We start from the raw sequence: 14,149 nt of genomic DNA on the forward strand, positions 1-14,149 counted from the left end.
ACCGCAAATTCCATCGAGAACCGCGCCGATGATCAACCGATCTCCATTCCGGCCAACACCTCACCGACCTTCTTCTGGGCGTCCGGAGGCAACGGCAGGATCGGACGCGGAGGCTCGGCTGCACAGATCCCTCTGAGATTGGCAATCGCGTAAACCACCCGCAGACCCGAGAATGTCTTGAACAGCTGCCAGACCGGTTGCAGCCGCGCATCAAGCTGCCGCGCCCTGGCGGCATCGCCACTCGTCACGGCACGGACGATGTCGACGCAGACCTTGGGGAAAATTCCTGCGAGCACGCTGTACCAGGTCTCGCCACCCGCCAGCAGCGCCTCGGTGCAATTCCAGTCGGCACTGTAACCGAGCGAGAATCCGCCCGGCACGACAGCGCGCAATTCGGCGATATGGCCCGGCACCGCGGCAGCGTCCAGCGCGGGGCTCTTCACCGCGAAAATTCCCGCAACGTGACTCAAGCGGCCGACCAGAGCCGGCGTGAACCGAAAATGCGTCGTGCCGGGATTGTCGTAGATGCAGATCGGCAATCCGCTTTCACGCGCCACTGTCTGAAAGTGCTCGAAGACCTCATCATCGGTCAGCGGCGTATAGGACACCGGCGCCAGCAGGCCTGCCGCCGCGCCGGCATCACGCGCATCCTGGGCCAGTTTCACCGCATCATCGGTGCGCAGCGCGCCGACGCCGACCAGGATCGGCGTCTTGCCATCTGCGAGGGCGACCGCCGCCTGCACCGCAAGCCGCCGCTCATCGCGGCTGAAATACGGATATGAGCCGGTGCTTCCGAGCAGCCCGATCGAATCCACCTTCGCCGCGATCAAGGGCTCCAGCAATGCGCGCAGAGCTCCCGCATCGACCTGCCCATCTCTGTTCGAGGGCGTGATCGGGAAGGCGGAAAGCCCCTTGAGATCGACCATCGGTTGCTCCTGTTCGGTCACCGCCGCTCGCGAAGCGGCGAAATCGCGTTGCGGCCATCAATCACCGCGCTCGATTCTGCTTGCAAGGTCCAGTTTGCTGCGGACTTCGCAGCAAACTGGTCCAGTGCGCGGCGGCGCTGGCGGCCTGTGGAATTGGACCGGCTTCGATCGGAATTGCCGGCGGCTATTCCAGCATCGCGGTCAGCTGCGCGCCCTCGTCCGCGACGAACACCGCGATCAGTTCCGCCGGCTCCGCGGTGCTGGCATTGGCCGAGACCATGTGGGTCGAGCCCGGCGGCTCGAAGAAGGACTGGCCGACCTTGAACGTCTCGACCGGCCCGCCGCCGAGTTGGGAGCGGATCTCGCCCTTGGTGATGTAGGCCGTCACCGAGCCGGAATGGCGGTGCGGCGGCGTGAAGCCGCCGGGACCATAGAACACGCGCACCACCGTAACGCGCTTGCCCGGCACGTTCGGCAAGGCATGCGAGGTAATGACCTCGACCTTGTCGAGCGGCGACGCCGCATTGGCGCTCGCGCAGAGCGGTGCAATCACCGCGGAGATCGCATCCATCGGGGTCGGCAAGGCCTTGCCGATCACGAAGGCCGCGGCCAGCCCCGCAATCACGGCCAGCAAAATCGGCCGCGGCGGCCGCGCGAATGAAAGAGACGGTGTCATCGCCATCGAGGTCATCGGTTGTTCTCCCCTGTCGATTGCCGTTCGTTCCGTCTCATGAAGCCGCTGCGGCCGCACGCTGCCGGCGCGGCGGCGGCGTCCAGCGATAGGCGGCGCCGAACCGGTTCCAGACATTGATCGAAGCGATCGCCGAGGTCAGGTAGGTCAGCTCCGTTTCGGAGAATTCAGCGGTGGCCTCGGCATAGACCTCGTCGCTGACGCCGTTCGGCAGGGTCGTCAGCGCCTCGGTCCAGGCCAGCGCCGCGCGCTCGCGCGCCGAGAATTGCGGCACCTCGCGCCACACCACGACGAGGTTGAGCTTGTCGACGGGGACGCCGAGGCTCTCGCCTTGCAGGATGTGATACTGCACGCAGAAGGCGCAGCCGTTGATCTGCGACGCTCGCAGCTTGACCAGTTCGAGCAGCTGCTTGTCGAGACCGGCCTTCGCCGCGAGCTGGCCGAGGTCACGCACGACGGCGAAGACATCGGGGGCGAGCTTCTCGAAGTCGGTGTATTCCTTGCGCGCATGTGACATCGGCTCGGCCCCATGTTATCAGTGCACTGATACATTATCAGAGCTCTGATATAGAGCAAGACGCAGACATTCGCGAAGGCAACATGGCGGGAATGCAGAAACGAGGGAAATCCGGCGCCGCCGGGCGGCGCCCGGTAGGGAACGCAGCCGCCGGCAAGGTCGCGAGCGGGGCAGGATCGGCCGCGGAGGCCCTGCCCGCCTCCGCCGTCCCGCCACCCGGCGAAGGCAAGCGCGGCGAACAGGGCTATCTCGCCTATTTGCTGCGCCAGGCGCATGCGGCCTCGCGGCTGTCGATGGAACGCGGGCTGGCAGGTCTCGGCGTCACCTCCCCGCAATTCGTCGTGCTGACGATGCTGAAGGCCTATCCCGGCCTCTCGGGCGCCGATCTGGCGCGGGTCGCATTGCTGACGCCGCAGACCGTCAGCGTGATCATCCGCAACCTCGAGCGCGACGGCGCGATCCGCAAGACGCCGCACCCGGTCCACGGCCGGGTGCTGCAATGGACGCTGACCAGCCATGGAACCGCGCTGCTGGAGAAATGCCGCCATATCGCCCAGGCCCAGGAGCGCCGGCTCGCCGCCGGCCTCGACGCCAGGTCGGAACAAATTGTCCGGCAATGGCTGTCAAAAATCGCCACAGATTTGCAGGATAGCTAGTTCTTGCGGCGTCATGGCTTTTGGCCCACCCGGAAGGCGCCGCTAGACTGGGCGCATGAAACAGCCTGATTCTCCGAATTTCCTTCGCCGCCGCGCCGTGCTGAAAGCAGGACTTGCCGCGAGCGTGACGCTCGCCAATCCATTCGGCGCGCTGGCGGCCGCGCCTCCAGGCTTCGACCAATGGCGCGACAATTTTCGCGCCCGCGCACTGGCAAAGGGCATTTCGGAGGCGACCTGGAATCGCTGCATGGGACGGGTCGAGCCCGACATGAGCGTGTTCAAGCAGATGCGCAACCAGCCTGAATTCCACGAGCAGATCTGGCAGTACATCAACCGCCGCGTCTCTGACTGGCGCGTCATCCACGGCCGCGAGGCACTGAAGAAGAACGAGGCGCTGTTCGCGCGGATCGAGCGCGACTTCGGCGTCGAGCGCGGTACCCTGCTCGCGCTGTGGGGCGTTGAATCAGCCTATGGCGATCCGCTGGTGCAGCAGAACCACATGACGCCGGTGTTTCCCTCGCTTGCCGCACTCGCCTGGAACGAGCCGCGCCGCAAGGCCTATTGGGAAACCGAGCTGATCAATGCGATGAAGATCGTGCAGCGCGGCTGGAGCACGCCGGCCGAGATGAACGGCTCCTGGGCCGGCGCGATGGGCCATTCGCAGTGGATGCCGGAAGTCTGGCTCAATGTTGGATTCGACTATGACGGCGACGGCAAGGTCTCGCCGTTCGGCCGACCCGACGACGCGCTCGGCTCGACCGCGAAATATCTCGTCAATCGCGGCAAATGGCACCGCGGCGAGCACTGGGGCTACGAGGTTCGCGCGCCCGGCGGCAGCGCCGGCGGCAGCCGCACCTATGCCGCCTGGGCCAGTGCCGGGGTGACCCGCGCCGACGGCCAGCCGTTTCCGCAACCGAACGCGTCTGCGCAGCTCTGGATCCCGGTCGCGGGCGGCCCGGCCTTCCTGCTCGGCCCGAACTTCAATTCGGTGAAGAGCTACAATCCGTCGATGAACTACGCGCTGGCAATCTGCCATCTGGGCGACCGCTGTCTCGGCGGGCCGCCCTTCATCCAGCCGTTCCCGGGTTCGGAGCGCGCGCTGACGCTCGCCGAGGTCCAGGAGATGCAGACGCGGCTGACCAAGGCGGGCTTCGACACCGGCGGCACCGACGGCCGCGTCGGCAACGACACCATGCAGGCGATCAAGGATTTCCAAACCAAAACGGGCCTGTTGCCCGCCGACGGTTACGGCGGGCTCAAGGTGCTGGCGCGGCTGCGGCAAGGCGGCTGATCGGCGCTCACCGCGACCGAGGCTGCGTAGCCCGGATGGAGCACCGCGAAATCCGGGGCGGCTCTCGCCTGTGATATGACCGGTCCCGGATTGCGCTGCGCTCCATCCGGGCTACGACAGTTTGCTGCTAACGGGCCGCCGGCTGCCGCACCACGCCGCCGGCATTCATGCCGCCGTCGATCACGAGCTCGGTGCCGGTCACGTAGCGCGACGCATCGGAGGCGAGATAGAGCACGCCCTGCGCGATCTCGATGGCCTGGCCGGCGCGGCCGAGTGGCGTGGCGAACCTTGCGCGCTCCTCCGGATCGATCGGCGCATTCTGGCCGGCGCCCGTCGCGCCGGTCGGAATCTTGCCCCAGATCGGCGTGTCGATGATGCCGGGATGCACGGAGTTGACGCGGATGCCGTCGTTCACCTGCGCGCATTCCATCGCGATCGATTTGGCGAACAGCCGCACGGCGCCCTTGGTCGCGCTGTAGCCGGAGAGCGTCGCCGCACCGCGCAGGCCGGCCAGCGACGACATCATGATGATCGAGCCGCCGCCAGTTTTGCGCATCAGCGGCAGCGAATGCTTCACGGACAGGAATACGCCGTCGATATTGATGGCGGTCTGCCGGTGCCAGTCTGCGAGCGACATCTCGACAATCGAAGGCGCCCCGATGCCGATGCCGGCGTTGGAGACCATGATATCGAGGCGGCCATAGCGCTTGCCGATATCAGCGACGACCTCGATCCAGCGCTCTTCGCTGGTGACATCCTGCGGCAGGAAAACCACCTCGCGACCAGCCTTCTTGAGCCGCGCGGCGAGCTCGGGTCCCCTCAACTCGTCGATATCGGTCGCAATAACCGTCGCGCCTTCCTGCGCGAACAATTCGACGATCGCCTCGCCGATACCCGACGCGCCGCCGGTCACCAGCGCGACCTTGCCTTCAATCTGTCCTGCCATGTCCACTCCCGACGTTTCTTATCTGATTACCGCCGGGCCCTGATCCGGTACCGCGACGTCGAGAACACGGAATTGCACACGTTCGGTGCCTTGCCAACGGTCGACTGCAAGAGAGCCCGCCACGTGCAATTGCTGGCCGCGATTTTGCGTCAAGGCGCTGCCGAGCTTCTGTCCGACCGAGCGGAATGCGATGCCGTTGACGATGGAACCGTCACCGGACTTGAAGCGCAGCCGGAGATGCGCCTGCCCGACCTCGTCGGCATAGACCAGCTGATGTGACGGCAGCGCGATCACCGGCTCCGGATTGGCGGCACCGAACGGGCCTGCGCGATTGAGCGTCGCGGCGAATTCTGGCGTCACCGCGCGCGCGGTGACGGCGCCATCGATGAACAGCTCGTTCTCGTGGCGCGAGTTGGCGACGTCCGCCGCCAGCGCGCTTTCCATGTAGGCGCGGAATTCGGCGAGCTTCTCCTTGCGCAGCGTGACGCCGGCCGCCATCGCGTGGCCGCCGCCCTTCATCAGCAGTCCGTCATGCACCGCCTGCCGCACAGCCTTGCCGATATCGACGCCGCCGATCGAGCGGCCCGATCCGGTGCCGATGCCACCCGGCTCGAGCGCGATCGCAAAGGCCGGCCGCGCGAACTTCTCCTTCAGCCGCGCCGCGACCAGCCCGACCACGCCGGGGTGCCAGCCTTCAGCCGCGGTGACGATCACCGCGCCCTTGTCCTCGAGCCCGAGCGAGGCCAGCGCCTCGGCTTCGGCCTGCGCCTCGGCCGCCTGTTCGATCACCCGCCGCTCGGCATTGAGGCGATCGAGCTCGGCCGCGATCCGCGCGGCCTCCGAGACATCGCCTTCGAGCAACAGCCGCACACCGAGATCGGCACGCCCGATGCGGCCGCCGGCATTGATGCGCGGGCCCAGCATGAAGCCGAGATGCCAGGCCTCCGGCGGGCCATTGAGCCGTGCCACATCCATCAGCGCGGTGTGGCCGACATGGTCGCGGCGGCGCATCGCGATCAGGCCCTTGGCGACGAAGGCCCGGTTGAGACCGATCAGCGGCGCGACGTCGGCGACGGTGCCGAGCGCGACGTGATGCAGCACGCTGAGCAGGTCGGGCTCCGGCATCTCGCGGGTCCAAAAGCCGCGCTGGCGCAGCTCGCGGTTCACCGCGACCAGGGTCACCAGCACGAGGCCGACGGCTGCGAGATGGCCGAGGCCGGAGAGATCGTCGGGCCGGTTCGGATTCACCAGCGCGTCGACCTCGGGCAACTCATCGCCGGTCTGGTGATGATCGATCACCACCACCGACATGCCGAGCTTCTTTGCTTCCGCCAACGGCTCGATGCTGGTGGTGCCGCAATCGACCGTGACCAGCAGCGTCGCGCCCTTGGCCGCCAGCGCGCGGACGGCGTCGACGTTCGGCCCATAGCCTTCAAAGATGCGGTCGGGAATGTGGATCAGCGGATCGAGTCCGCAATGGCGCAGATGCCAGGTCAGCAACGCCGCCGAGGTCGCGCCGTCGACGTCGTAGTCGCCGAAGATCGCGACCTTCTCGCCGCGATCAGCGGCGTCCGCAATCCGCTTGGCCGCATGCTCCATCTCGGTGACCGTGTGCGGGTCCGGCATCAGCTTGCGGATGGTCGGGTCGAGGAAGTCGGCCACCTCGTCGATCGCGACGTCGCGGCCGGCCAGCACGCGCGCCAGCATTTCCGGCAGATTGTGACGCTGCACGATCGCGAGCGCCCGCGCCGCCCCGCGCGCGTCCAGCCGGTCGCGCCAGAGCTTTCCGGTCAGCGACCGCGCCACGCCGAGGAACGCCTGTGGCGCCTCGACGGGCAGTGCGGATGCGTGGAGCGTCATGATTCCCTTCCAACCAGCGCGTTTTCGAGCGAAGTGGGCACCGGTTCGCGTGAAGAAAACGCGTCAAAGCAAACCCGGAATATCGGTCCTGATCCAGTCAGGATCGATATTCCGGGCGGGAATCGTAGCGCCTCGGTGAATCCCAAGCCAGTTCTAGCAGCCCATCCGGGTGGCGATTTCCCCGAAATCCTTGGCCACAATGTCCCAGCTGCCGGTGGCCTCGAAATCGACTTTCTGCAACGGACCGTATTCGGTCGGCCGCGCGACGAACGCCGTCTTCAGGCCGTGCTTCTGCGCGTGCTTGAGATCGTAATTATGCGCGGCAACCATCATCACCTGCTCCGGCGGCAGGCACAGCAGCTTCGCAGCGCCGAGATAAGTCTCCGGATCAGGCTTGTAGTGCTCGAACAGCTCGGCCGACATCACGAGGTCCCAGGGCAGGCCTGCGAACTTCGCCATGTTGGTGAGCAGCGCGACGTTGCCGTTCGACAGCGGCGAGATGATGTATTTGCTCTTCAGCCGGGTCAGGCCGGCGACGCTGTCGGGCCATCCGTGCAGGCGATGCCAGCCCAGCGTCAGATGCTGCAGGTCGGCCTCGGTGAGGCCCTTGATGTCGAACTGCGCGACCAGCTTCTCCAGCGAGCGGCGGTGCAGGACGTCGAGGATGACATAGCCGTTCTGCGGGCTCTTGCGCACCTCGTCCATCGAGGCCGCGTAGACCGCGCGCCAGCCGTCGACCAGCGCGGTCCAGTCGGCCTTGATGCCTGATGTCTCGCCCCATTTGGTGAAGTCGTTGATCAGGCTGGTGCGCCAGTCGACCACGGTTCCGAACACGTCGAACACCAGTGCCTTGACGCCGGAAAGATCGGACATGGGGGCCTCCCGTTTTCTTGTTGTTATTTGTCCCGTCGTTCCGGGATGGTGCGCAGCACCAGACCCGGAACCTCGAGGTTCCGGGTTCGATGCTGCGCATCGCCCCGGAACGACAGCGGTTATCAATCCAGGTGGAACTTCTCCAGCTGCCGGTGCTCGGCCTTGATGTAGCGCACGGTGCCGGTGACCGAGCGCATCACGACCGTCTCGGTCTCGATCACGTCCTTCTTGAACTTCACGCCCGAAAGCAGCGAGCCGGTGGTGACGCCGGTGGCGGCGAACAGGCAGTCGCCCTTGGCCATGTCCTCGATGCCGTAGATCATCTTCGGATCGATGACGCCCATCTTGTGCGCGCGCTCGCGCTTCTCCTCGGTGTCGAGGATCAGGCGGCACTGCATCTGGCCGCCGATACAGCGCAGCGCGACAGCTGCCAGCACGCCTTCGGGCGCGCCGCCGGTGCCGATATACATGTCGACGCCGGTCTCATCGGGCTTGGCACAGTGAATGACGCCGGCGACGTCGCCGTCGGTGATCAGCTGCACGGCAGCGCCGGTCGAGCGCACGCTGTTGATGATGTCGGCATGGCGCGGACGGTCGAGCACCAGCACATTGATGGCGGTGGGATCGACACCCTTCGCCTTGGCGAGCCGGCGGACGTTGTCGGCCGGCGGCGCGTCGAGCTCGATCACGTTCTTGGCGTAGCCCGGACCGATCGCGATCTTCTGCATGTAGACGTCGGGTGCGTGCAGCAGCGTGCCGCCGTCGGCCATCGCCATGGTGGCGATCGAGCCGGGCATGTTCTTGGCGCACAGCGTGGTGCCTTCGAGCGGATCGACCGCGATGTCGACCTTGGGGCCGGCATTGAGGCCGACCTTCTCGCCGATGAACAGCATCGGCGCCTCGTCGCGCTCGCCCTCGCCGATCACGACCGTGCCCTCGATCGGCAGCTTGTTGAGCTCGCGGCGCATCGCGTCGACCGCGGCCTTGTCGGCGGCCTTCTCCTGGCCGTGGCCGCGCAGCCGCGCGGCCGACACCGCCGCGCGCTCCGTCACGCGCACGATTTCGAGCGTCAGGATGCGCTCGAGCAGCATCTGCGGCGGAACGGAAATATGGGTCGACATCGGCGTACTCCTTAAGCCTCGGGGACAGGCCAGCCTGCCCGCATCAATCGTCTCACGCCCGACCCGTTCAGGCCACGCGTTAGTTTTTCTCGATCCGGATCACCTGCGGCCGGCCGCTGATGACCTTATCGCGCTGCACTGCGGCCAGCGCACGATGCACCGCATCCTCGCTGGTCGCGTAGGTAATCAGAATGACCGGGACCGGTGAAGGTTTTTTGGCCGCACCGTTCACATCGACGCCATCCGGATGCCGCTGAACGATGGACTCCAGAGATATCTTTTGTTCCGCGAGCCGGGTGGCGATTGTTGCGGCAGTGCCTGCAAGATCGCGCGCCATCAGGCGGATATAGTAGCCACCCTCATGGCGTTCCATCGGCGCCTTGGTGGTGTCGCGCAACCGCTCCACCGGACGCCCGAACGGCTTGGCGCGGATGCCACGGGCGACGTCGGCGATGTCGGCGACCACGGCCGAGGCGGTCGCGCCGCCGCCGGCGCCGGGGCCGACCAGCGTGATCGGGGGAATCCCCTCGCCGTCAATCGCCACCGCGTTGGTGACGCCCATCACCTGCGCGATCGAGGATGATTTCGGCACCATGGTCGGATGCACGCGCTGCTCAATGCCCTTTGCCGTGCGCACGGCAACGCCGAGCAGTTTTACGCGGTAGCCGAGTTCCGATGCAGCCTTGAGATCTTCCGGCGTGATCGAGGAGATGCCTTCGACATAGACCGCGCTTTCCGCGACCTTGGTTCCGAAGGCAAGGCTCGCCAGGATCGCAAGCTTCTGCGCGGTGTCATGACCATCGACGTCGAATGACGGGTTGGCTTCGGCATAGCCGAGCCGCTGGGCGTCCTTCAGGCATTCTTCGAACGACAAACCCTCCTGCTCCATCCGGGTCAGGATGTAATTGCAGGTGCCGTTGAGGATGCCGTAGACGCGATTGACGCTGGTGCCGGCGAGGCCCTCGCGCAGCGTCTTGATGACCGGGATCGCCGCACCGACCGCGGCCTCGAAATTCAGCGCGCCGCCGTGCTTCTCGGCGGCGGCGGCAAGCCGCAGCCCGTGCTTGGCGATCAGCGCCTTGTTGGCTGTCACGACCGACTTGCCGGCCTTCAGCGCGGTCTCGATCGCGGAGAGCGCGGGATCGCCGGCGCCGCCCATCAACTCGACGAAGCAGTCGATATTGGGATCTTCGGCCAGGTCCTGCGGGGTCTTGGCCCATGCGATGCCGCGCAGGTCGAGGCCGCGCTTCTTGGCTTTCGAGCGCGCCGTGACGGCGACGACGCGGATGCCGCGGCCGCTGCGCTCGGCCAGCGCCCGTCCTTGCGTTTCGATGAGGCGGACGACATCGGCACCGACGGTGCCGAGCCCCGCTATGCCCACGTTCAGGGGTGCGACCATGGATTTAAGGGACCTGGAGATTGAGCAACCTGGAAGGATTAGCGCCGGTTGGCGAGAGGAACGACGTTGTGCAACGTTTCGATGCCGCTTTCAAGGAAGCGGCGCACGCCGCGCGCGGCCTGCCGGATACGCTGCTCGTTCTCCACCATCGCGATCCGGACATAGCCTTCGCCATGCTCGCCGAACGCAACGCCGGGCGACACCACGACGCCGGATTTCTCCACCATCAGGGTTGCGAACTGCATGCTGCCGACCGCCTCGAACGCCTTGGGCAGCGGCGCCCAGGCGAACATCGAGGCCTGCGGCGGCGGAATGTCCCAGCCGGCGCGGCCAAATGACTCAACCAGCGCATCGCGGCGCTTGCGGTAGGTGTCGCGCATCTCGCGGATGCAGTCGTCGGGACCGTTCAGCGCGGCGGTCGCCGCCACCTGGACCGGCGTGAAGGCGCCGTAATCGAGATAGGATTTGACCCGCGCCAGGGCCGCGATGATGCGCTCATTGCCGACCGCAAAGCCCATGCGCCAGCCGGCCATCGAGAACGTCTTCGACATCGAGGTGAACTCGACGGTGACGTCGAGCGCACCCGGCACCTGGAGCACCGATGGCGGTGGATTGTTCTCGTCGAAATAGACTTCCGCGTAGGCCAGATCCGACAGGATGAAGATGTCGTGCTTCTTCGCGAACGCGACCAGATCCTTGTAAAAGTCGAGGTCCGCGACATAGGCGGTCGGGTTCGACGGATAGCAGACGATCAGCGCGATCGGCTTCGGAATCGAATGCTGGATCGCCCGTTCGACCGCCTCGAAGAACTGCGGCGTCGGCTCCGACGGCACCGAGCGGATCACGCCGCCCGCCATCAGGAAGCCGAACGCATGGATCGGGTAGCTCGGGTTCGGGCACAGCACGACGTCACCGGGCGCGGTGATCGCCTGCGCAACGTTGGCGAACCCTTCCTTCGAGCCGAGCGTCGCAACCACCTGGGTATCGGGGTTCAGCTTGACGCCGAAGCGGCGCGCATAATAGGCGGCCTGGGCCTTGCGCAGGCCGTTGATGCCACGGGAGGCCGAATAGCGGTCGGTCCGCGGCTTGCCCAGCGTCTCCTTGAGCTTCTCGATCACGTGCGGCGGGGTCGGCAGGTCCGGGTTGCCCATGCCCATGTCGATGATGTCGGCCCCGGCATTGCGCGCGGCCGCCTTGGCCTGGTTGACCTTTTCAAAGACGTAAGGCGGCAGACGGCGAATGCGGTAAAAATCTTCCATGGGACCCTTGCTCCGACAACCGCGATGCCAGAATCGTCCCCCTTTGGTTCGCTGCTGAAGCCGGCTCGGCCTCTTGCATAAATCGCACTGAATCAATGACTTAGAGCGAATTCAGGCGCACGATCGGGGGACTGCGGCCGGATCTGCGGTTGAACTGGGTTTCTTTTAGCACGGACGCCGGGCGGCGCCAGCGCTGATCAGCCGATCTCGCGCGCTCACTTCCCGCTTTGGGCTGCCGTCGAGGCCTGAGCCTGTGCCTGGCGTTCACGCGCGGCAATCAGCTCCTGCTCGATCTTGGCCTGATCGGCCGGCTTGATGGTCGGATCCGCGCGATCGGGCGGAATATCGTGCACCGGAAGGTAGCCGTTGGCATCCTTTTGCCGCGCCGGCGCATCGGCCGGCATGGCCATATCGGCGATCGTGCTCGAGCACCCGCTCAGCGCCAGCATTGACGCGAGCAGCGCTGCGGCCGCGAGCCCCCTGTTCATTCGATCGATCGGCATGCGCCGAATTGTCCCCAACAAGCTAGCGCGCAAGTCGCACATTGCCGACACGGGTCGCACTGGTACGAGCCTTGCAGCGTCCCTGCTGCATTAATCCTGGCTTTAGCCGTTTCAAACCATTGTCGCCCGAAACGCTTAAACCGTGAACAACAAAAGCGACCCCTGAGGCTTCAATATGACAGAACAAAGATTTTTTATCGCACCGCAACACAGCGAAACATCATGTTTTGACTGATTTCCGCTACCGCACCGCGCGATGACGCCCCCCAAACGACGCGATATTGTCCCTGAAATGAGCAACGTCAGTACCGACACCCAAGCCACCCCGAAATTCAACGCCGAAGCCTTCGCCATGAACATCGCCCGGGCGATGGAGAGCAGCGGCCAGGCGCTGGCGGCCTATCTCAAGCCGCGCCAGACCGGGGAAGTCCGCGACAAGCCGCCGAACGAGCTCGGTGAGGTCATCAAGACCTTCAGCGTGATCGCCGAATACTGGCTGGCCGACAAGGAGCGCGCCTCGTCGCTGCAGATGCAGCTCGGCAAGGATTACCTCGATCTCTGGGGATCGGCCGTGCGCCGCATGGCCGGCGAAGCCGATGCCAGGCCCGCGATCGCGCCGGCCCCGCGCGACAAGCGCTTCCAGGACCCGGAGTGGAAGTCGAATCAGTTCTTCGACTTCATCCTCCAGCTTTATCTGCTGACCGCGAAATGGGCGCAGCAGCTGGTCCGCGACGCCGACGGAATCGATTCGCATACCCGCAAGAAGGCCGAATTCTACGTCCAGCAGATCACCAACGCGCTGGCGCCGTCGAATTTCGTGCTGACCAATCCGGAAGTGCTGCGCGCCACGGTCGAGACCAATGGCGACAATCTGGTCCGCGGCATGAAGATGCTGGCCGAGGATATCGAGGCCGGCCACGGCACGCTGCGGATCCGCCAATCCGACCCGGCCAACCTTCAGGTCGGCGTCAACATGGCGACGACGCCGGGCAAGGTGATCTACCAGAACGAGCTGATGCAGCTGATCCAGTATTCGCCGGCGACGGAGAACGTGCTGCGCACGCCGCTCCTGATCGTGCCGCCGTGGATCAACAAGTTCTACATCCTCGATCTGCGCCCCGAGAAATCCTACATCAAATGGTGCGTCGACCAGGGCATCACGGTGTTCGTGATCTCCTGGGTCAATCCGGACAAGGAGCTCGGCAAGAAGACCTGGGCCGACTACATGGCCGAAGGTCCGCTCACGGCGATGGACGTGATCGAGAAGGTCACCGGCGAGATGAAGGTGCACACCGCCGGCTATTGCGTCGGCGGCACCATGCTCGCCTCGACGCTGGCCTATCTCGCGGAGAAGCGCCGCCAGCGCGTGACGTCGGCGACGTTCTTTGCCGCGCAGGTCGACTTCACCCACGCCGGCGACCTTCTGGTGTTCGTCGACGAGGACCAGATCTCGGCGCTGGAACGCGACATGCAGGAATCCGGCGTGCTCGAGGGCAGCAAGATGGCGATGGCCTTCAACATGCTGCGCTCGAACGACCTGATCTGGTCGTATGTCGTGAACAATTACCTGAAGGGCCAGTCGCCCTCCTCGTTCGACCTGCTGCACTGGAATTCGGACGCGACGAGGATGCCGTCGTCGAACCACTCCTACTACCTGCGCAACTGCTATCTGGAGAACCGGCTGTCGACCGGCACGATGGTGCTCGACAACACGCTGCTCGATCTGTCGAAGGTGAAGGTGCCGGTCTACAACCTCGCGGCACGCGAGGATCACATCGCGCCGGCGGAATCGGTGCTCTACGGCTCGCAGTTCTTCGGCGGTCCGGTGAAGTATGTGCTGTCCGGCTCCGGCCATATCGCTGGCGTGGTCAATCCCCCCGCCTCGAAGAAGTACCAGTACTGGACCAACGACAACATCAAGGACGTGAAGCTCGCCGACTGGCTGAAGGGCGCCGAGGAACACAAGGGATCGTGGTGGCCCGACTGGCGCGGCTGGCTGGAAAGCCATGATCCGGAGACGGTGCCGGCGCGCATTGTGGGCTCGCACGGGGTGTCGGTGCTCGAGGACGCTCCGGGCAGCTATGTCCGCGTCCGCGCGTAGCGCCAA

The 14,149-nt window shown here is 65.5% G+C and carries 13 protein-coding genes; 3 read left to right on the top strand and 10 right to left on the bottom strand.

Going from position 1 to position 14,149, the window contains the following annotated elements; all coding sequences use genetic code 11:
• Positions 1 to 32 precede the first annotated feature (32 nt).
• The 3 genes from ACE10Z_RS25530 to ACE10Z_RS25540 form a co-directional block, all read right to left on the bottom strand.
• Positions 33 to 926, bottom strand: coding sequence for a dihydrodipicolinate synthase family protein (locus ACE10Z_RS25530; RefSeq protein WP_375783225.1), 894 nt, complete (start codon positions 924 to 926; stop codon positions 33 to 35).
• Positions 927 to 1,110: 184 nt separating this feature from the next.
• Positions 1,111 to 1,617 carry a cupin domain-containing protein gene (locus ACE10Z_RS25535; RefSeq protein ID WP_375783226.1) on the bottom strand — a complete coding sequence of 169 codons (507 nt, stop codon included), beginning with the start codon at positions 1,615 to 1,617 and terminating at the stop codon, positions 1,111 to 1,113.
• Between the two features lie 37 nt (positions 1,618 to 1,654).
• Positions 1,655 to 2,134 (bottom strand): carboxymuconolactone decarboxylase family protein, encoded by a 480-nt coding sequence (locus tag ACE10Z_RS25540; protein WP_375783227.1) that lies wholly within the window; start codon positions 2,132 to 2,134, stop codon positions 1,655 to 1,657.
• 83 nt (positions 2,135 to 2,217) lie between these two features.
• Between ACE10Z_RS25540 and ACE10Z_RS25545 the strand changes: the two genes are divergently transcribed.
• Together ACE10Z_RS25545 and ACE10Z_RS25550 are read left to right on the top strand one after the other, a co-directional pair.
• Positions 2,218 to 2,790, top strand: a complete 573-nt coding sequence (locus tag ACE10Z_RS25545; protein ID WP_375783228.1) for a MarR family winged helix-turn-helix transcriptional regulator — start codon at positions 2,218 to 2,220, stop codon at positions 2,788 to 2,790.
• A gap of 55 nt (positions 2,791 to 2,845) precedes the next feature.
• Positions 2,846 to 4,081: a lytic murein transglycosylase gene (locus tag ACE10Z_RS25550; RefSeq protein ID WP_375783229.1), complete on the top strand. Its 1,236-nt coding sequence runs from the start codon at positions 2,846 to 2,848 to the stop codon at positions 4,079 to 4,081.
• Positions 4,082 to 4,208: 127 nt separating this feature from the next.
• Here ACE10Z_RS25550 and ACE10Z_RS25555 read toward each other — a convergent pair whose 3' ends face one another.
• The 7 genes from ACE10Z_RS25555 to ACE10Z_RS25585 form a co-directional block, all read right to left on the bottom strand.
• Positions 4,209 to 5,027: an SDR family NAD(P)-dependent oxidoreductase gene (locus ACE10Z_RS25555; RefSeq protein ID WP_375783230.1), complete on the bottom strand. Its 819-nt coding sequence runs from the start codon at positions 5,025 to 5,027 to the stop codon at positions 4,209 to 4,211.
• 18 nt (positions 5,028 to 5,045) lie between these two features.
• Positions 5,046 to 6,887, bottom strand: coding sequence for a single-stranded-DNA-specific exonuclease RecJ (gene recJ / locus ACE10Z_RS25560; protein ID WP_375783231.1), 1,842 nt, complete (start codon positions 6,885 to 6,887; stop codon positions 5,046 to 5,048).
• A gap of 153 nt (positions 6,888 to 7,040) precedes the next feature.
• Entirely contained in the window at positions 7,041 to 7,760 is a 720-nt protein-coding gene (locus ACE10Z_RS25565; protein ID WP_375783232.1) for a haloacid dehalogenase type II, read from the bottom strand.
• 122 nt (positions 7,761 to 7,882) lie between these two features.
• Entirely contained in the window at positions 7,883 to 8,881 is a 999-nt protein-coding gene (glpX, locus tag ACE10Z_RS25570; RefSeq protein ID WP_375783233.1) for a class II fructose-bisphosphatase, read from the bottom strand.
• 79 nt (positions 8,882 to 8,960) lie between these two features.
• Positions 8,961 to 10,280 (bottom strand): homoserine dehydrogenase, encoded by a 1,320-nt coding sequence (locus ACE10Z_RS25575; RefSeq protein WP_375783234.1) that lies wholly within the window; start codon positions 10,278 to 10,280, stop codon positions 8,961 to 8,963.
• 38 nt (positions 10,281 to 10,318) lie between these two features.
• The gene (locus ACE10Z_RS25580) at positions 10,319 to 11,539 is read right to left on the bottom strand and encodes an LL-diaminopimelate aminotransferase (RefSeq protein ID WP_375783235.1); all 1,221 of its coding nucleotides are present in this window, start codon (positions 11,537 to 11,539) and stop codon (positions 10,319 to 10,321) included.
• Between the two features lie 215 nt (positions 11,540 to 11,754).
• On the bottom strand, positions 11,755 to 11,988 hold the full coding sequence (locus ACE10Z_RS25585; protein WP_375783236.1) for a hypothetical protein: 234 nt from the start codon (positions 11,986 to 11,988) through the stop codon (positions 11,755 to 11,757).
• A gap of 346 nt (positions 11,989 to 12,334) precedes the next feature.
• Between ACE10Z_RS25585 and ACE10Z_RS25590 the strand changes: the two genes are divergently transcribed.
• The gene (locus ACE10Z_RS25590; protein ID WP_375783237.1) at positions 12,335 to 14,143 is read left to right on the top strand and encodes a PHA/PHB synthase family protein; all 1,809 of its coding nucleotides are present in this window, start codon (positions 12,335 to 12,337) and stop codon (positions 14,141 to 14,143) included.
• The last annotated feature ends 6 nt before the right edge of the window (positions 14,144 to 14,149 follow it).

It is taken from the genome of Bradyrhizobium sp. Pha-3 (assembly GCF_042258615.1).
GTDB lineage: Bacteria > Pseudomonadota > Alphaproteobacteria > Rhizobiales > Xanthobacteraceae > Bradyrhizobium.

What these genes read in the sequence shown, in the direction of transcription:
- ACE10Z_RS25575 (WP_375783234.1), bottom strand. Translation starts at nt 10,280, where the DNA reads ATGGTCGCACCCCTGAACGTGGGCATAGCGGGGCTCGGCACCGTCGGT.
- ACE10Z_RS25545 (WP_375783228.1), top strand. Translation starts at nt 2,218, where the DNA reads ATGGCGGGAATGCAGAAACGAGGGAAATCCGGCGCCGCCGGGCGGCGC.
- ACE10Z_RS25580 (WP_375783235.1), bottom strand. Translation starts at nt 11,539, where the DNA reads ATGGAAGATTTTTACCGCATTCGCCGTCTGCCGCCTTACGTCTTTGAA.
- ACE10Z_RS25585 (WP_375783236.1), bottom strand. Translation starts at nt 11,988, where the DNA reads ATGCTGGCGCTGAGCGGGTGCTCGAGCACGATCGCCGATATGGCCATG.
- recJ (WP_375783231.1), bottom strand. Translation starts at nt 6,887, where the DNA reads ATGACGCTCCACGCATCCGCACTGCCCGTCGAGGCGCCACAGGCGTTC.
- ACE10Z_RS25555 (WP_375783230.1), bottom strand. Translation starts at nt 5,027, where the DNA reads ATGGCAGGACAGATTGAAGGCAAGGTCGCGCTGGTGACCGGCGGCGCG.
- ACE10Z_RS25590 (WP_375783237.1), top strand. Translation starts at nt 12,335, where the DNA reads ATGAGCAACGTCAGTACCGACACCCAAGCCACCCCGAAATTCAACGCC.
- ACE10Z_RS25535 (WP_375783226.1), bottom strand. Translation starts at nt 1,617, where the DNA reads ATGACCTCGATGGCGATGACACCGTCTCTTTCATTCGCGCGGCCGCCG.
- ACE10Z_RS25565 (WP_375783232.1), bottom strand. Translation starts at nt 7,760, where the DNA reads ATGTCCGATCTTTCCGGCGTCAAGGCACTGGTGTTCGACGTGTTCGGA.
- ACE10Z_RS25530 (WP_375783225.1), bottom strand. Translation starts at nt 926, where the DNA reads ATGGTCGATCTCAAGGGGCTTTCCGCCTTCCCGATCACGCCCTCGAAC.
- ACE10Z_RS25540 (WP_375783227.1), bottom strand. Translation starts at nt 2,134, where the DNA reads ATGTCACATGCGCGCAAGGAATACACCGACTTCGAGAAGCTCGCCCCC.
- glpX (WP_375783233.1), bottom strand. Translation starts at nt 8,881, where the DNA reads ATGTCGACCCATATTTCCGTTCCGCCGCAGATGCTGCTCGAGCGCATC.
- ACE10Z_RS25550 (WP_375783229.1), top strand. Translation starts at nt 2,846, where the DNA reads ATGAAACAGCCTGATTCTCCGAATTTCCTTCGCCGCCGCGCCGTGCTG.